The sequence below is a fragment of the Pseudomonas sp. WT-JTC genome (assembly GCF_056711565.1).
The window spans coordinates 4,510,921-4,526,929 of record NZ_CM160042.1 but is presented as its reverse complement, the minus strand read 5'-3'; the positions used below and the strand labels follow the sequence as shown (position 1 = coordinate 4,526,929).

The window sequence follows — 16,009 nt, the reverse complement described above, 5'->3', positions numbered from 1 at the left end:
GCTCCTTTTATGAATGGGATTGGGCTGCATCGAGAAACGCCGGGCGTTCACCTGCGCCATGTACTGCGATATCCGCGCCACTGACGTAACGGGCCAGATTCGAGGCCAGGTACAAACAGGCATCGCCAATATCTTCAGGGTTTGCCAGGCGTTGCAGGGGAATGGTCGCCGCCACCCGGGCAATGCCCGCGTCGTCACCATAGTGCATGGCCGCCTGCTCGGTGAGAATCAGCCCGGCGGTCACGGCGTTGACCCGCACCTTGGGCGCCCATTCCACCGCCAGCGAGGTGGTCAGGTTCAGCAGTCCGGCCTTGGCCGCGCCATAGGCAGCAGTGCCAGGGGAAGGGCGGGTGGCGCTGACGCTGCAGATGTTGATGATTGCGCCGCCGTCGGCCTGGGCTTGCATCACCTGGTTGGCTTGCTGGCACAGGTTCAGTGGCGCGATCAGGTTCAGGCGGATGATCGCTTCGCTGAAACGCGGCGAGGCCGTTGCGGCATCGGCATTCGGTGAGCCGCCGGCGTTGTTGACCAGCACATCGAGGCGGCCGAAGCGCTGGACGATCTGCGTGATCAGGCCTGCCGATTGCTCGACGTCGCGCAGGTCACAGGCCACGAACAACGCCTCGCGCCCGCTACTGGCAGGCAAGGTCGGCGGGGCTTCGCGACCGCAGATCACCACGTCGGCACCGCACTCGAGGAAGCGCTGGCTGATGCCGCGTCCGACGCCTTTGCCGCCGCCGGTGACCAGTACCACTTTGCCGCGAAAGTCCATCGGATCAAGCATGGGGGGCCTCATTCAGTCGCTCGGAAATTTAACCGATGCTAGGTCTGCAACCCCGGCAGGCCAACGTCCAAAGGGACTAGAGATTGTCTGTGTAGGAGCGAGCTTGCTCGCGATGGTCGTCAACGATGACGCTGGATGCCTGGCACCCCGCGGTGTTCTCAGGTCCATCGCGAGCGAGCTCGCTCCTACACAGTGCAGGTGCGTAGTCCTGTCGGACGATGTTGATTGTCCGGGCCCTCGGAATAATCCGGCGACAACAACAGGCCGGGAGGACACCTTATGGGCGCTTCAGCGCAAGGGCACTTCGTTACGCTGCCGGATGGTTTGCAGCTGCACTACAAAGACACCGGCAGCGGCGAGCCGGTGATGTTTATTCATGGCAGCGGGCCGGGCGCCAGCGGTCACAGCAACTTCAAGCAGAACTACCCGGTGTTCGCCGAAGCCGGCTATCGGGTGATCGTCCCGGATTTGCCGGGCTACGGCGTTTCGGACAAACCCGACACCCTCTACACCCTGGACTTCTTCGTTGCCGCGTTGAGCGGTCTGCTCGACGCCCTGGATATCCAGCGTTGCGTGCTGGTCGGCAACTCCCTGGGCGGCGCGATCGCGATCAAACTGGCCCTCGACCAACCGCAGCGTGTCAGTCGCCTGGTGCTGATGGCGCCCGGTGGCCTGATGGAAAAGGAACAGTATTACCTGCAAATGGAAGGCATCCAGAAAATGGGCGCGGCCTTCGCCAAGGGTGAGCTGAACGATGCGGCAGGCATGCGTCGTCTGTTGGCCCTGCAACTGTTTGATGAAAGCCTGATCAGCGACGAGACGGTCAACGAGCGGGTAGCTGTGGTGCAACAACAACCGGTGTGTGTGCTGTCGACCATGCAGGTGCCGAACATGACCGCGCGCCTGGGCGAGCTGCAGTGTCCGATCCTCGGTTTCTGGGGCATGAACGACAAGTTCTGCCCGTCCTCCGGTGCCCTGACCATGCTTGAAAACTGCTCTGGCATCCGTTTCGTGATGCTCAGCGAGTGCGGGCATTGGGTTCAGGTCGAGCATCGTGATCTGTTCAACCGCCAGTGCCTGGCCTTTCTTCAGGAGGCCCGTCGATGAGCGTGCAATTGCGCCGTGAGTTCGGCGAAGAGCTTTATCAGGCGCTGCTCAGCGGCTCCACCCTGGCGCCGCTGACCGAGCGTTGGCCGTCGATCAGCATTGAAGACGCCTATCACATTTCCCTGTACGCCATTGAACGTCGAGTGGCGGCCGGTGACCAGATCGTTGGCAAGAAGATCGGCGTGACTTCGGCGGCGGTCCAGCAGATGCTCAACGTGCATCAGCCGGATTTCGGCTTCATCACGCGGCAGATGGCGTTCGATGACGACGCGCAGATTTCCCTGGCCGCCAACAAGCTGATCCAGCCCCGCGCCGAGGGCGAGATCGCCTTCAAGCTCAAACATGATCTGGTCGGCCCGGGTATCACCGAAGCCGACGTGATGGACGCCACAGAGTACGTGATGCCGTGCTTCGAGATCGTCGACTCGCGGATTCACGAGTGGCGCATCCGCATCCAGGACACCGTGGCCGACAACGCCTCCTGCGGCGTGTTCGTGCTGGGCGACAGCAAGGTCGATCCCCGTGAGCTGGACCTGCCCAACCTGCGCATGCGCGTGTTCAAGAATGGCCAGCCCCTGAGTGAAGGCCTGGGTTCGGCGGTGCAGGGCAATCCGCTGACCGCCGTGGCCTGGCTGGCCAACACCCTGGGCGCCTTCGGCATTCCGTTCAAGGCCGGGGAAATCATCCTGTCCGGCTCCCTGGTACCGCTGGAACCGGCCCGTGCCGGCGACCGTTTTGAATTGACCATCGATGGCCTGGGCAGTGCCCGGGTGTCTTTCTGCGCCTGACTTTTGGAGTTTGACCCAATGAGCAAAAAACTCAGAGCGGCCATTATCGGCCCGGGCAATATCGGCACTGACCTGCTGATGAAAATGTGCCGGTCGGAATGGATCGAGCCTGTATGGATGGTCGGCGTCGACCCGCAATCGGAGGGCCTCAAGCGCGCTCGCGAAATGGGCGTGAAGACCACTGCTGACGGTGTCGACGGGCTGCTGCCCCACGTCCTCGACGATGACATTCGTATTGCCTTCGATGCCACTTCGGCCTACGTGCATGCGGAAAACAGCCGCAAGCTCAACGAGCTCGGGGTGATCATGATCGACCTCACGCCGGCTGCCATCGGCCCGTACTGCGTGCCGCCGGTCAACCTCAAGGAGCACGCGTCGAGCCTGGCGATGAACGTCAACATGGTCACTTGCGGTGGCCAGGCGACCATCCCGATGGTGGCGGCGGTGTCGCGGGTGCAACCGGTGAGCTACGGCGAAATCGTTGCCACGGTGTCCTCCGGTTCGGTTGGCCCGGGCACGCGGCAGAACATCGACGAGTTCACCCGCACCACGGCCGGGGCGGTGGAGAAGATCGGCGGTGCGCGACGCGGCAAGGCGATCATCGTGATCAACCCGGCCGAGCCGCCGCTGATGATGCGCGACACCATCCACTGCCTGACCGATGACGAGCCGAACCAGGATGCAATCCGCACCTCGGTGCTGGAGATGGTCCGCGAAGTGCAGCGCTATGTGCCCGGCTACAAGCTGATCAACGGACCGGTGTTCGACGGGCGCAAGGTGTCGATTTTCATCGAGGTCGAAGGCCTCGGCGATTTCCTGCCCAAGTCCGCCGGCAACCTCGACATCATGACCGCCGCCGGTTTGCGCACGGCCGAGATGTTCGCCGAAGAAGCCCACAAGGGCACCCTGCAACTGCCCGTACGCTGAGTGGAGAATTGCCATGAATTTGCAAGGTAAGAGCGTGCGCCTGCACGACATGAGTCTGCGCGACGGCATGCACGCCAAACAGCATCAGATCAGTATCGAACAAATGGTCTCGGTGGCCACCGGCCTCGATGCCGCGGGCGTGCCGCTGATCGAAATCACCCATGGCGATGGCCTGGGCGGTGCGTCGCTGAACTATGGTTTCCCGGCCCATAGCGACGAGGAGTATTTCGCCGCGGTGATCCCGCAGATGAAACAGGCCAGGGTCTCGGCCCTGTTGTTGCCGGGGATCGGCACCCTCGACCATCTGAAGATGGCCCACGAACACGGCGTGTCGACCATTCGCGTGGCCACTCACTGCACCGAAGCGGACGTGTCCGGCCAGCACATCGGCATGTCGGCGAAGATGGGCCTGGACACCGTCGGCTTCCTGATGATGGCGCACATGGTCAGCCCGGAGAAACTGCTGGAACAGGCGCGGTTGATGGAAAGCTACGGCGCCAATTGCATCTATTGCACCGACTCGGCCGGCTACATGCTGCCCGATGAAGTGACGCAAAAAATCGGTGCCCTGCGGGCCGGGCTGAATGCCGGGACCGAAGTCGGCTTCCACGGCCACCACAACATGGGCATGGCCATCGCCAACTCCCTGGCTGCCATCGAGGCGGGCGCTGCGCGGATCGACGGATCGGTTGCGGGCCTTGGCGCCGGAGCGGGCAATACGCCGCTGGAAGTGTTCGTTGCGGTGCTGGAGCGCATGGGCGTCAACAGTGGTGTGGATCTGTACAGGATCATGGACGTGGCCGAAGACCTGGTGGTGCCGATGATGGACCAGCCGATCCGCCTCGACCGCGATGCGCTGACTCTGGGTTACGCCGGGGTCTACAGTTCGTTCCTGCTGTTCGCCAAACGCGCCGAGCAGAAGTACGGCATTGCCGCTCGTGAACTGCTGGTGGAGCTGGGGCGACGTGGCACGGTGGGCGGTCAGGAAGACATGATCGAAGACCTGGCGCTGACGCTGTCGCGGGCCAGGGGTGTACTGCCTACCTGATCCCGGAGAAACAAAAAAACCACCGATGATTCGGTGGTTTTTTTATGGCTGTTGCGAACCGCGCTCAAGGCAGCAGATTGCGCACCACTGGCGGATAACAGTTGATGGCCGCGCTCGAACAGCTGAAGTAGGCCGCGCTCGGTCGGTAGGCTTCATTCTTGAACAATTGACACAGACTGGCGGTGCTGCCGGCACAGACGAGGATGAACAGGGCGCAGGTGGCTTTTCGCATGGCGAGCCTCGACACGGATTTTTGTAGTTGTAGCGATACGGTATGACGGCGGGTGGCGCACGTCTTCGTCCGAATGGACTAGTTGATGACTGGAGAACCCGGCAGACCCCTTGTGGGAGCGCCCCCGGGATTTGCGTCTGGCCGAGATCCCCTGTGGGAGCGGACTTGCTCGCGAAGGCGGCGTGTCAGGCGAGGTAGATGTTGGCTGTGCCGGCCTCTTCGCGAGCAAGCCCGCTCCCACACGGTTGTTGGGCGTTCCCGGGATTTGCGTCTGGCCGAGATCCCCTGTGGGAGCGGGCTTGCCCGCGAAGGCGGCGTGTCAGGCGAGGTAGATGTTGGCTGTGCCGGCCTCTTCGCGGGCGAGCCCGCTCCCACACGGTTGTTGGGCGTTCCCGGGATTTGCGTCTGGCCGAGATCCCCTGTGGGAGCGGGCTTGCCCGCGAAGGCGGCGTGTCAGGCGAGGTAGATGTTGGCTGTGCCGGCCTCTTCGCGGGCGAGCCCGCTCCCACAGTGGTTTTTGGGTGACCACAGGTTTTGTGTGGTGTCAGGTTCGTCGGGCGAGGGCGCCCATGGCCATGAACAACGCTGCAATGGCCCGGGCTTCATGGAGTTCGCCGCGGGCCACCAGTTCGGGGATATGGGCCAGGGGCACTCGCAGGCATTCCAGGGGTTCGGGTTCGTCGCCTTGCAGTTGGCAGGGGCTCAGTTGTTCGGCCAGTACCACCTTGTAGCGGTGGCACAGGTGTCCCGGTGCCAGTGTCAGTTCGCCCAGTTCGGTCAGGCGTTCGGCGCGCATGCCGACTTCTTCACTCAGCTCGCGCTGCGCTGCCTGCAAATAGTCTTCATCGGGCTCGGCGCCGCCCTTGGGCAGGCCGAGAATGGTTTTTTCCACACCGACCGCGTATTCGCGCACCAGCAGCACATGCTCAGGATCGGGCATCGCCACCAGCATCACCGAGCGATAACCGGTGCCGCGCAGACGTTCGTAGACCCGCTGCTGGCCGTTGCTGAATTGCAGGTGCAGGGCTTCGATCTGAAAGTGGCCGCTTTGCGCCAGCAATTCAGTCTTGAGGATGGTTGGGCAGTTGCGCATGGGGCAGTCCCCTGTTTGGGATAAACACACTGTGCGCTGTACAACGGGAGCCGCCATCGTCCGAGCGGACGAGGGCGGGCAATGAGGGTTAACCGAGGGTCGCCACGCTGCGCAGGATCAGGCGCACCAGCATGGTCTGGCGGGTCACGCCGGTCTTGGAGAAGGTTGAGCGCAAGTGTGCCCGCGAGGTGTTGCGGCTGATGCCCAGCTCTTCCGACGCTTCGTCGAGGGTCAGGCCGTTGGCCAACAGCATCGCCAGCTGGGTCTCCGCCGGGGTGAAGTCAAACAGCGCGCGAACGATTTCCTGTGGCGCAGTGGACTGTTGCTCCGGGTCGCTGATGAAAATCACCACGGTCGGGCACTGCTTGCCCTCGCTCCAGTCCGTCAATGGCACCGAGCGCACGATGATCCCCAGGTCGGCTTTCCCGGACGGCCGCTGCACACGTAGGGCCTCGACCACCGACGGGTTGCTGCTCTTTTGCGACAGCAGTGACTGCTTGACCAGTCGGCGGAACTCCTGGGTATCCCGGGCCGTACCGACCTGCAGGCCATCGTTGACCAGTTTGATGCCGTCCTTTTCCTGGATCAGCCGGTCGGCAACCTGGTTGGTCTGCAGCACCTTGCCGGACTCGTCGAGGATGATCGTGCCGACCGCCATCTGGTTCACCGCGCCAGCGTACAGATTGCGCTCGGCTTCGATGCGGTTGAGCTGCATGTGGATCTTGATCGAGCGTTCCAGGTGCGGAATGAAATGCGTGAGCATGGCCTTTTCTTCATTGCCGAAGGGCTTGTCGTCACGTCCGCGGCTGATGCGAATGCGGCACTGGGCGCCGTCGACCGTGTTGATGTCGGCACCGAGGATGTGGAACACGTCCACCGGTTCGAGGAAATTCTTGTAGAACTCGGAGTTCTGCCAGTCGTCGTTGGAGACGAACTCGGCGAGGGTCACGACCTGGCGGTTGGGCAGGTCGACAAACGGGTCGAGGCTGAAAAAGTGCTTGTTATAGGACGCGGTCGCCTCGGTCGAGGTGCCGGTGGTGTTGACCATCAAGCCGTCCACGTGGGCGCTGGGCGGACGCAGGATGAAGGTCACGTACTTGCTGTTCAGATGCACATTGAGCTGATTGAGAAAAGTCGCCCAGGGAATGGTTTCCAGCGGACCCTGATAGAGGTTGCCGATCAAATCACTGAACGTATCGAGACTGAGGCTCTGCTGCATGGGGGAAAACCGTTTTTATTATTAGCGTTGGCGGTGGCCGAGAATAAGCGCCGTTATCGGCTCCTTGCAACGCTCGGGCTCAGGGCCTGACGGGCGGCTGCCGATCAGGCCCGGGGCGGGCGAAAAGCCGCTTGAGTCAGACCCGTTCGCTGGCGCGCACGACAAACTTCTTGTGTTCGGCAACGTCTGCCGACAGCGCCTGGACATCGGTGTAGAACTGCTCGTACCAACGGCGCAACTGATAGACCGGGCCGTCGCCGTCACACAGCAGCGGATTGTCGACACGGGTCTTGCTGTGCCAGATGGCCACGTCTTCGTAGAAGGCCGCCTGAGCCTGCGCCACGTAGGCCTTGGCCATCGCCTGGTTCTGCTCTTCGCTCAAGCCCGGGATCTTTTTCACCAGCACGCCGTAGCGCAGGGTGAAGCTGTCGAGGTCAATCGGTACGTGGCAATTGAGCAGGATCGAGTGGATCGGCTGGCCGTTCATGGCACCGTTCATTTCTGTGATCTGATAGGCCGGGCCGAAATAGGTGGCTTCGGTAGTCAACACGCTGTCGCCGGACAGGCGTTCACTGCGGGCGCGCATGATCTGGGTCGCCAGGTGGCCTTCGAAAACGTTGATGAACTCTTCGACCGGCGCGCCATGCACGGTGCCGAAGTGCGCCATATCGGCGATGTTGTCGATCAGTTCGCGGCAGTTGGTGCCAATCTGCAATTCGGCGACCTCCCAGGCTGCCCATTCGTCGTTGAAGCAGGCGTCGATGCGCGGAATGCGTTGTTCCGGCAGCGGCGGGTTGCCCTCGGGGTCATTCCAGACGAACAGCAACTGGTTCTCTTCCATGATCGGCCAGCTTTTGATTTTGGCCCGTGGCGGAATGCGTTTGGCATAAGGGATGTCATCGCACACGCCATCGGCGCCCCAGCGCCAGGCGTGGAACGGACAGCGGATCGAGTTGCCTTCAACGCAACCGGTGCTCAGGTCGGCGCCCATGTGCGGGCAGTAGCCATCAAGAATATGCAGCTCGCCGTCTTCACCCTGGAACGCCACCAGACGGGTGCCGAACACCTCCAGGCGATGGGCCTTGCCGTCGCGGTATTGCGCGGCCAGGCCCAGGCAATGCCAGCCTCGGGCGTAGCGGTCTTCCAGCAGTTTGGCTTCGATGCGGTGCAGGGTACTCATCTTGTTATTCTCCCAAGGGCTCACGGGTTTGGCGCATGTAATGGATTCTGCCGGCCCTGTAAAAGCGGGCATCGTCTGAATGGACGATGGCTGCTTCAGGCAGGCCCGCTCTACTGGCGCCATTGGACCCATGGCAGGAGTTGGCGATGAGTGATGAACAAGGGCCGGTAGCGGTGATTACCGGGGCCGCCAGTGGTATTGGCCGTGGCCTGGCAGAACACGCGGCGACGCTGGGCATGCGCCTGGTGCTGGCGGATCGGGATGCAGCGGGCCTGCAAGCCCTGTGCGACGAATTGAAGGCCAGCGGTGTGCAAGCGATTGCCTGCGTCACCGATGTCGGTGATGTGCAGCAGGTCGAGCGCTTGCGTGACCGGGCTGTCGAGCACTTTGGCGGGGTCGACCTGCTGTTCAACAACGCCGGCGTGATGCAGACCGGCTTCAGCTGGGAAATCACCGAGGCGCAATGGCAGCGCATGCTGAACGTCAACCTCAATGGCGTGATCAACGGCATTCGCTGCTTTGTGCCGCTGCTTATCAGTCAGGGCCGGGCAGCCCATGTGATCAACACCGCGTCCCTTGCCGGGCTGGTCAGCAGTCCGTTGATGGCGCCGTACAACGTGACCAAGCAGGCGGTGGTCGCGCTCTCGGAAACCCTGCATTACGAACTGGCCATGCTCGGTGCGCCGGTGTCGGTTTCGGTGCTGTGCCCGGGGCCGGTGGCCAGTGAAATCATGGCGTCGAACCAGGTGGTGGACACCGCCGGATCGGACTTCAGCCAACTGCTCGACAGCACCATTCGCCAGGGCATGACCCCGGCTGAACTGGCCGCGCAAGTGTTCGCCGCCGTCGCGCATAAACGCTTCTGGATTCTGCCCCACAAGGGTTTCAAGGCGGCCCTTGAGCGCCGGGTACAAAGCATCCTGGGCGAGACCAATCCGCAGTTTCAAATGGCCGACGTAGAGGACGATGCCCATGCCGCTCGATAAGCAGATCGCTGGCGTACTCCAGCAGTTTCGCGACATCCCGGAACCTGATTTCAGCCAGGTCGATGCCGCCCGGTACCGGCAGTTCTCCGACAACCTGCTGCCGGCCATCCCCGGCGATCCGATGAGCGAGGTGCGCGACCTGCGGGTGGCCGGCGCGGAGGGTGAGGTGGATGCACGGCTGTATCGGCCATCGGAAGAGCCCAACCTGCCGTTACTGGTGTTTTTCCATGGCGGCGGATTTGTCATGGGCAATCTCGATACCCACGACAATCTCTGTCGCTCACTGGCCCGCCAGACCGAGGCGGTGGTGGTGTCTGTGGCCTATCGACTGGCGCCGGAACACAAGTTCCCGGCAGCACCGCTCGATTGTTATGCGGCGACTTGCTGGTTGGTCGAACAGGCGGCCGAGCTTGGTTTTGATGGCAGCCGTCTGGCCGTGGCCGGCGACAGTGCCGGGGGCAATCTGGCGCTGGCAGTCAGTCAGTTGGCGGCGCAACGCAAGGGGCCGAAGGTCAGTTATCAGTGCCTGTTCTACCCGGTCACCGATGCGGGTTGCGACAGTCAGTCCTTCGAGGAATTTGCCGAAAGTTATCTGCTGTCCGCGAAGGCGATGCGCTGGTTCTGGGAGCAGTACCTGCAAGACCCGGCGCAGGCCGATGACCCACTGGCCTCGCCGTTGCGTGCCGAGAACCTGGCAGGCTTGCCGCCGACCACGCTGATCACTGCCGGGTTCGACCCGTTGCGGGACGAAGGCGAGGCGTTGGCCGAGTGCCTGCGCAAGGCTGAAGTCGCGGTGCGAGTGCAGCGCTGCGAAGGCATGATTCACGGTTTCATCAGCATGGCGCCGTTTGTCGAAGCAGCCGCGCAAGCGTTGTCAGACGCTTGCGTCGATCTGCGTGGAGCCCTCAAGTGAACGGCCTGACTTTCCATACCGTGCCGCAACTGATCGAAGCCATCGGCGCTGGTCAGATGGTGGTCATCACCGACGATGAAAACAACGGTGAAGGCTCGTTGCTGATGGCCGCCGAGCAGGCCGGCGCCGAGGCTGTAACCTTCATGGCAGTGCAGGCGCGCGGGTTGATTTGCCTGGCCCTGACTGAACAGCGCTGCCGCGCGCTGGGCCTGGACCTGATGGTGCCCAACTCCCGGGCGCAACATGGTGTGGGGTTTACCCGCTCCATCGAAGCGGCCACTGGGGTGTCCACCGGTATTTCGGCGGCGGACCGGGCGCGGTCGATCCAGGTGGCGGTCGACCCGGCCAGCGGTCCGGCGGACCTGGTGCAACCGGGGCATATTTTCCCGGTGCAGGCCTTGCCCGGTGGCGTGATGCAGCGGGCCGGGCATGTCGAGGCCGCCTGCGACCTGACACGTCTGGCGGGCCTGCAACCGGCGGCAACCCTGGTGGGGATTCTCAACGAGGACGGCGAACTGGCCCGTGGTCCCGAGTTGCATGGGTTCGCCCAGCGGCATGGGTTGCGGATCGGCACCATTGCCGATCTGATTCACTACCGCATCCTGCATGAAGGCACGATCGAGCGCGGCGGCGAGTATCCGTTGCATACCCGCCACGGCGAGTTCCAGGTGACGACTTATCAGGACACCTATCAAGGCTCGTTGCACCTGGCGCTGGTCAAAGGCCGGATCGACAGCTCCCGACCGGTACTGGTGCGGGTGCAAAGCATCGAGACGTTGCGTGATGTGCTGGGGAGTGAAAGCGAGAGCGGGGCGCAACAGTGGACCCTCGAGCGTTCGCTGGCGAGTATCGCTGCCGCCGATTGCGGCGTACTGGTGTTGCTGGCACAGAAGGAAACCGCCGACGGCGTGCTCGAACAGTTGCGCCAGCGCAGCGGCGGTAAACTGCGTACACCGCAATTCCCGCAGAGGACCCTGGGCATCGGCGCACAGATCCTGCGCGACCAGAACGTGCGCAAAATGCGCCTGATGAGTTCACCAGTGCCGTACAAGGCGGTGTCCGGGTTCGATCTGGAAGTGACCGAGTTTGTGCCGTTCCAACCGGCAAACTGAAACCAGCACAAAACCCTGTGGGAGCGGGCTTGCTCGCGAAGGCGGCATGTCAGGCGATGTAGAGGTTGGATGTGCCGGCCTCTTCGCGAGCAAGCCCGCTCCCACGGTAGTTTTTGGGTGGCCACAGGTTTTGGGTACACCCGCCGACCCTGTGGGAGCGGGCTTGCTCGCGAAGGCGGTATGTCAGGTGATGTGGATGTTGGATGTGCCGGCCTCTTCGCGAGCAAGCCCGCTCCCACGGTAGTTTTTGGGTGGCCACAGGTTTTGCGTACACCCGCCGACCCTGTGGGAGCGGGCTTGCCCGCGAAGGCGGCATGTCAGGTGATGTGGATGTTGGATGTGCCGGCCTCTTCGCGAGCAAGCCCGCTCCCACGGTAGTTTTTGGGTGGCCTGCAGGTTTTGGGTACACCCGCTCCCACAGTCAGGGCTTGATGCCCTGAAGTATTTTCTTCGCCTGATCCTGCACCGCCTCCGGTGCGGTCATGTTGCTGTCGATCACGGTGATCACCGCGTGGCCTTGCCACAGTTGATAGGCATCGGCCTTTTGCTGGATGGCGGTCGGTGTCGAGGGGGCAGAGAGGTTGACATGGACCACGCCGTCGGCGTCGCGCTTTGAGGTGAAGTTCACGCGATCCCAATTGCCGATCGGGGCAAAGCTTACGCCTTTGACTTCGCCTGGCGGCAGCGGCGGGTAGTTGAGATTCAAGCCGTTCACCCCCGGCAGGCCCAGTACATTCAGCTCGCACGAGTGTTTGTTTTTGGCGCAAGCTTGCCTGGCTTCGACGCCTGCCAGGCTCGCCTGCTCGATCACCTTGACGGCAAACCGCGCCGTGTCGTCCATGGCGCCGAGGGTCTTGCTGTAGCCGGCCTGCTGGTCGCGGATGATCAGGTCCATGTCGATGGCCGTGGACACCGCCACCGCCGGAATTCCCTTGAACATCGCCCGTACCGCAGCGTTCAAGGTGCCGGACATCTGCGTCAGCGGGCCGACGTTTTCGCCAAAGTTGCTACCCGATACCACCAGGTCTGGCGGCGAATCCTTGAGGATCACGTCAAGGCCGACGTTGACCGCATCCACTGGCGTACCGATGGCAGAGGTCTTGCCGGCAGGCGGGGTATAGCCCTGCGGCGGCCCGACGCAAAATTTGCCCGGCGCCAGTTCATTCACCGCCAGGGCCTGGCCGGGCACGACTACGCTGGCGGCGCTGATGCCGCTGCTGTCGTTCAACGGGCTGACCAGCGTGACCTTGTGCCCGGCAGCAGTCAGGGCGCGGTACATCGCATCGATACCCGGCGCGCGGCAGCCATCGTCGTTGGTCAGCAGGATGTTCAGGGCGTTGGCTTGCATCGACAGGCCAACGCTGGCCATGGCGATGATGCCGGTGAGGAGTTTGTTCATGGGCAGTATTCCGTGGGCGGCGCGGATTTCACAAAGCAAAACGCCCCGACCGAATGAATCGGTCGGGGCGTTCAGGTTTTAGCGGGTGCCGAGTTTGCGCAGGTTGCCAGGGGTGAATTCGTCTTCGGTGAAGGCGGTGGCGTTGAGCTTGGCCGGTTTCTGATCGACCAGCATGCGGTCAACCAGGTAGGAGCCGGCGATCAGGTCGTGGTAGATCCCCAGTCGAGCGTGGTAGCGCTGCATCTCGTAGGCGTAGATCGAGGTCTGCATGTTGGTGCGCCACAACTGGCCACGGCTGTCGTAGTTGTCGGCCATGGTCGCGGACCAGGTGTCCTCGTCCAGGTACAGCACGCGCTTGGCGTACACGTGGCGGGCACCTTCCTTGAGGTTGGCCTGCAACACCCAGACGCGGTGTTTCTCGTAGCGCATGTACTGTGGATCGATGTGACCGGTGGTGGACAGGATCTGGTCGGCCGTTACGCTCGGGTCGTCGATCTTGTAGTTGTGGTACGGAATGTAGATTTCCTTCTTGCCGACGATGGTCCAGTTGTAGCGGTCCGGCGCTCCGTTGAACAAGCGGTCTTCGTCATACACGCGGAAACCGCCGGCGCCGGTCGGCGAATCGTAGCCCACGGTCGGCGCGCGACGTACCCGGCGTTGCCCCGGACTGTATTGCCAGGCCTGGCGCGGCGAAGCGGTCGGATTGATGAACTCGTGACCGACCACGATCTCGCCTTTCTTGCGCACCGGTTCCAGGGTGGTGAGCAGGAAGTGTGTGAATACACCGTTCGCGGCCTCCGGGGTTTTGTCCGGGCTCGACCAGATCGAGAAGATCTTGTAGTTGACCTCTTCCAGCACCTTTTCCTTGTTGGCGTACACCACCGCCTGTTCGTAATTGGCCTCTTCAGTGCTGGCGCGCCCCTGCAAGGTATGGTTGAACATCAACTCGCTGCCGTTCTTCGGGATCGGGAACGGCGAGGCACCCCAGGCGTTTTTCGTGTCGTTGTTGTCATTGTCGAGTTCGGCAGTGACGGCGTTTTTCTTGATCTGGTCTTCCAGGCGCTGATCGAGGCGGAAGTCGCGGTGGCTCGGGTAGACCGGGATCTTGAAGGTATCCGGGTAGCGCTTGAACAGCGCTTTCTGGCCATCGGTCAGGTTGTCGGCGTACTTGTCCATGTTCTTCGAATCGATCACGAACAGCGGTTTTTCCGCGGCGTACGGGTCCGGGTACGGCGTGCCGGGGCCGGCGTATTTGAGTCCTGGTGGCAGGCCGCGCCATTTGCCCGACCAGGCCGGGATGCTGCCGTCGGCGTTGCCGGCTTTTTCGGCACCCATCGGGGTCAGGTCCTGGCCCAGGCGGGCGGCTTCTTCGGGGCTGACCTTGGCGTAGGCCAGGCCACTGCCGAGCAGGCCGACGGTCAGCGCAGTGCTCAATAATGTTTGGGTGAATCTGGACATGCTGTGCTCCTCCGATTGGGGAATCAGAACCGGTACTTGAAGTTGAGCGCGACGTTGTCGCGGTCGGCCAACGGGCTGTTGTTGGCGTTGCCGAGGTAGGCGTTGTAGCGAGCCTCGACGGTGAAGTTGCCGAGGTAGCGCCACGAGCTGCCGATGCTGGCGCGGTTATCGTTCTGGCCAGCGTTGATCGAGCCGACCATCGAACTGTCACCATGGGCAGCGGCGCTGAAGGTGACAGGCACCGACATGTCCCAGCCGCTGAACACGTCGTTGTAGTCAAAGTTCGCCTGCACCGTGTAGCCCCAGGCATCGCGGTCATAGACCAGGCTGTCGGTGCCCGGCAGCGAGAAGCCCGGCGCCAGGGCTACCGGCTGCGACTTGTCGTTGCTGATCACGGTGTTGTAGACCAGCTCGCCGGTCAGGGTGGTGTTGTCCGCCCAGGACGTCGGGCCGAGCACGTAGATCATCGACGTTTGCGCCTGCACGGTTTTGCCACGCACAGGGCTGGAGAAACCGTTGTTGACCATCACCGGCGTACCGTCGCGGTAGCTGACTTCACCGGCCCAGCTGACGTCGCCCAGCACGGTGGCGAAGCTCGCACCGAACAGGTCGATGTTGTCGAAGTAGCGCACCTGGTAGCGGCCCAGGGTCGAGGCGAAGTCCAGCGACGGGGTCTTGTCGTGGTAACGCGAGTAGTAGATGCCGAACTCGGTGTTGTTCAGCGACTCGGCGGCGTAGGTGAAGGCCAGACCGTACTGGCCGCTGTCGCTCGGTTTGTCGTCCTTGAGGCGGGTGACGAAACCGGAGGCGTCGTTGAAACCACCCTCGTCGATGAAGTCGGTGGTGGAGAAGTAACTACCCACGCCGAACAGCTCGGTTTTCTCCCACTTGTATTGGTAGTAGGCCTGGATACCCAGGCTTTCGGTCAGGGCGAACTGGGTGAACAGCTGGCCGACCGGCAGCAGGATTTCCTTGACCTCGACGCCCGGGGTGGTTGCCTTGGTCGCGTCCACCGGGCTCTGGGCTGCGGAAATACCCGGGTAGAACAGGCTCTCACCCCAGCTCACCACCTGGTTACCCAGGCGCGCGTTGAGGGCATGGCCGCTCACGTCCCACGTGCCATAGGCGTAGTAGTCGAGCATGCGCAGTTCATTGCGATGCTGGTCGATGGTGTCCTGGGGGAAACGGTCGGGCTGGCTGCAATGGCCGCCGGCAAAGCAGTTCGAGGTGCCGGTGGTGTTGTCGTTGTCATGATCGTAGACGTTGTCGTAGAAGCCCGTCGCCCGGACGAACACGCCGTAATCGTCTTGCCACTTGATGTTGGCTTCGGTGAGAAAGCCGCTGCGGTTGTTGATCAGGCTGCCTTTGTCGAACGCGTTGTCGCCGTCGTTGCCGTTGGCATTGGCGGTCAGTTTGTGATCGCGCGACTCGGTCCGCCAGGCGAGGCTGTAGGTCAGTGTGGTGTCCCAGTCGATGCTCAAGTCTTCGCTTGGCTGAAAGCTCATGGCGTTAACGTGAGCGCTTAGCCCGCCAGCCAGCAACAGCAAAGCCAGCTGTACGCGAGGGTGCTGTGTTGGTGGGGCGATTATTGTTTTTATCATGTCGTCCTCATGGCCCAGGTCAGACCTGCCCGACCTTCATTTCAGGGGGGTGATTGGTGCTGTGGGCGACTATGGAGTCACGACTTGCGCGCAACATCGTCCAAGCGGACTACGCGATTTGCAGGGGGTAGTTGCGGTGTTCGCCTTAGTCCCATCGGACGA

At 62.5% G+C, this 16,009-nt stretch carries 15 protein-coding genes; 7 read left to right on the top strand and 8 right to left on the bottom strand.

Going from position 1 to position 16,009, the window contains the following annotated elements; all coding sequences use genetic code 11:
• Positions 1-7 precede the first annotated feature (7 nt).
• Positions 8-784, bottom strand: a complete 777-nt coding sequence (locus AC06G5_RS20540) for an SDR family oxidoreductase (RefSeq protein WP_413428517.1) — start codon at positions 782-784, stop codon at positions 8-10.
• A gap of 279 nt (positions 785-1,063) precedes the next feature.
• Between AC06G5_RS20540 and AC06G5_RS20535 the strand changes: the two genes are divergently transcribed.
• From AC06G5_RS20535 to dmpG, 4 genes are read left to right on the top strand one after another with little or no spacing between them, the layout of a single operon-like run.
• On the top strand, positions 1,064-1,891 hold the full coding sequence (locus tag AC06G5_RS20535) for an alpha/beta fold hydrolase (RefSeq protein WP_413704397.1): 828 nt from the start codon (positions 1,064-1,066) through the stop codon (positions 1,889-1,891).
• On the top strand, positions 1,888-2,679 hold the full coding sequence (locus AC06G5_RS20530) for a fumarylacetoacetate hydrolase family protein (protein WP_413428515.1): 792 nt from the start codon (positions 1,888-1,890) through the stop codon (positions 2,677-2,679). Before AC06G5_RS20535 ends, AC06G5_RS20530 begins: the two co-directional genes overlap by 4 nt.
• A gap of 18 nt (positions 2,680-2,697) precedes the next feature.
• Positions 2,698-3,606, top strand: a complete 909-nt coding sequence (locus tag AC06G5_RS20525; protein WP_413428514.1) for an acetaldehyde dehydrogenase (acetylating) — start codon at positions 2,698-2,700, stop codon at positions 3,604-3,606.
• A gap of 13 nt (positions 3,607-3,619) precedes the next feature.
• The gene (gene dmpG, locus AC06G5_RS20520) at positions 3,620-4,654 is read left to right on the top strand and encodes a 4-hydroxy-2-oxovalerate aldolase (protein ID WP_413428513.1); all 1,035 of its coding nucleotides are present in this window, start codon (positions 3,620-3,622) and stop codon (positions 4,652-4,654) included.
• A 64-nt stretch (positions 4,655-4,718) separates the two neighbouring features.
• Here dmpG and AC06G5_RS20515 read toward each other — a convergent pair whose 3' ends face one another.
• The 4 genes from AC06G5_RS20515 to AC06G5_RS20500 all read right to left on the bottom strand — a co-directional run bounded on the left by AC06G5_RS20515 (position 4,719) and on the right by AC06G5_RS20500 (position 8,378).
• Positions 4,719-4,886, bottom strand: coding sequence for a hypothetical protein (locus tag AC06G5_RS20515; protein WP_413428512.1), 168 nt, complete (start codon positions 4,884-4,886; stop codon positions 4,719-4,721).
• Between the two features lie 544 nt (positions 4,887-5,430).
• Complete coding sequence (gene nudE / locus AC06G5_RS20510; RefSeq protein WP_413428511.1) at positions 5,431-5,979, bottom strand: ADP compounds hydrolase NudE; 549 nt, start codon at positions 5,977-5,979, stop codon at positions 5,431-5,433.
• A gap of 88 nt (positions 5,980-6,067) precedes the next feature.
• Positions 6,068-7,198, bottom strand: a complete 1,131-nt coding sequence (locus AC06G5_RS20505) for a helix-turn-helix transcriptional regulator (RefSeq protein WP_095967425.1) — start codon at positions 7,196-7,198, stop codon at positions 6,068-6,070.
• A 136-nt stretch (positions 7,199-7,334) separates the two neighbouring features.
• On the bottom strand, positions 7,335-8,378 hold the full coding sequence (locus AC06G5_RS20500) for a 3-ketosteroid-9-alpha-monooxygenase, oxygenase component (protein ID WP_413428510.1): 1,044 nt from the start codon (positions 8,376-8,378) through the stop codon (positions 7,335-7,337).
• A 146-nt stretch (positions 8,379-8,524) separates the two neighbouring features.
• On the opposite strand from AC06G5_RS20500, the gene AC06G5_RS20495 reads away from it, so the two are divergent.
• The 3 genes from AC06G5_RS20495 to AC06G5_RS20485 are packed head-to-tail and all read left to right on the top strand — an operon-like array spanning position 8,525 to position 11,389.
• Positions 8,525-9,364 carry an SDR family NAD(P)-dependent oxidoreductase gene (locus AC06G5_RS20495; protein ID WP_480458225.1) on the top strand — a complete coding sequence of 280 codons (840 nt, stop codon included), beginning with the start codon at positions 8,525-8,527 and terminating at the stop codon, positions 9,362-9,364.
• Entirely contained in the window at positions 9,351-10,277 is a 927-nt protein-coding gene (locus AC06G5_RS20490; RefSeq protein ID WP_413428508.1) for an alpha/beta hydrolase, read from the top strand. The genes AC06G5_RS20495 and AC06G5_RS20490 overlap by 14 nt, the downstream gene beginning before the upstream one ends.
• Entirely contained in the window at positions 10,274-11,389 is a 1,116-nt protein-coding gene (locus AC06G5_RS20485; RefSeq protein ID WP_413428507.1) for a 3,4-dihydroxy-2-butanone-4-phosphate synthase, read from the top strand. Before AC06G5_RS20490 ends, AC06G5_RS20485 begins: the two co-directional genes overlap by 4 nt.
• Before the next feature lie 421 nt (positions 11,390-11,810).
• On the opposite strand, the gene surE is transcribed toward AC06G5_RS20485, so the two are convergent.
• The 3 genes from surE to AC06G5_RS20470 all read right to left on the bottom strand — a co-directional run bounded on the left by surE (position 11,811) and on the right by AC06G5_RS20470 (position 15,847).
• Complete coding sequence (gene surE, locus AC06G5_RS20480; RefSeq protein WP_413704401.1) at positions 11,811-12,788, bottom strand: 5'/3'-nucleotidase SurE; 978 nt, start codon at positions 12,786-12,788, stop codon at positions 11,811-11,813.
• Between the two features lie 78 nt (positions 12,789-12,866).
• Entirely contained in the window at positions 12,867-14,246 is a 1,380-nt protein-coding gene (locus AC06G5_RS20475; protein WP_413428782.1) for a DUF1329 domain-containing protein, read from the bottom strand.
• Positions 14,247-14,269: 23 nt separating this feature from the next.
• Complete coding sequence (locus AC06G5_RS20470) at positions 14,270-15,847, bottom strand: DUF1302 domain-containing protein (RefSeq protein ID WP_480458224.1); 1,578 nt, start codon at positions 15,845-15,847, stop codon at positions 14,270-14,272.
• Positions 15,848-16,009: the final 162 nt, after the last annotated feature.

Coding starts and splice junctions, on each gene's coding strand:
- AC06G5_RS20535 (WP_413704397.1), top strand. CDS start 1,064: ATGGGCGCTTCAGCGCAAGGGCACTTCGTTACGCTGCCGGATGGTTTG.
- AC06G5_RS20470 (WP_480458224.1), bottom strand. CDS start 15,847: ATGATAAAAACAATAATCGCCCCACCAACACAGCACCCTCGCGTACAG.
- dmpG (WP_413428513.1), top strand. CDS start 3,620: ATGAATTTGCAAGGTAAGAGCGTGCGCCTGCACGACATGAGTCTGCGC.
- AC06G5_RS20495 (WP_480458225.1), top strand. CDS start 8,525: ATGAGTGATGAACAAGGGCCGGTAGCGGTGATTACCGGGGCCGCCAGT.
- AC06G5_RS20515 (WP_413428512.1), bottom strand. CDS start 4,886: ATGCGAAAAGCCACCTGCGCCCTGTTCATCCTCGTCTGTGCCGGCAGC.
- AC06G5_RS20530 (WP_413428515.1), top strand. CDS start 1,888: ATGAGCGTGCAATTGCGCCGTGAGTTCGGCGAAGAGCTTTATCAGGCG.
- AC06G5_RS20475 (WP_413428782.1), bottom strand. CDS start 14,246: ATGTCCAGATTCACCCAAACATTATTGAGCACTGCGCTGACCGTCGGC.
- AC06G5_RS20490 (WP_413428508.1), top strand. CDS start 9,351: ATGCCGCTCGATAAGCAGATCGCTGGCGTACTCCAGCAGTTTCGCGAC.
- AC06G5_RS20540 (WP_413428517.1), bottom strand. CDS start 784: ATGCTTGATCCGATGGACTTTCGCGGCAAAGTGGTACTGGTCACCGGC.
- surE (WP_413704401.1), bottom strand. CDS start 12,788: ATGAACAAACTCCTCACCGGCATCATCGCCATGGCCAGCGTTGGCCTG.
- AC06G5_RS20505 (WP_095967425.1), bottom strand. CDS start 7,198: ATGCAGCAGAGCCTCAGTCTCGATACGTTCAGTGATTTGATCGGCAAC.
- AC06G5_RS20500 (WP_413428510.1), bottom strand. CDS start 8,378: ATGAGTACCCTGCACCGCATCGAAGCCAAACTGCTGGAAGACCGCTAC.
- nudE (WP_413428511.1), bottom strand. CDS start 5,979: ATGCGCAACTGCCCAACCATCCTCAAGACTGAATTGCTGGCGCAAAGC.
- AC06G5_RS20525 (WP_413428514.1), top strand. CDS start 2,698: ATGAGCAAAAAACTCAGAGCGGCCATTATCGGCCCGGGCAATATCGGC.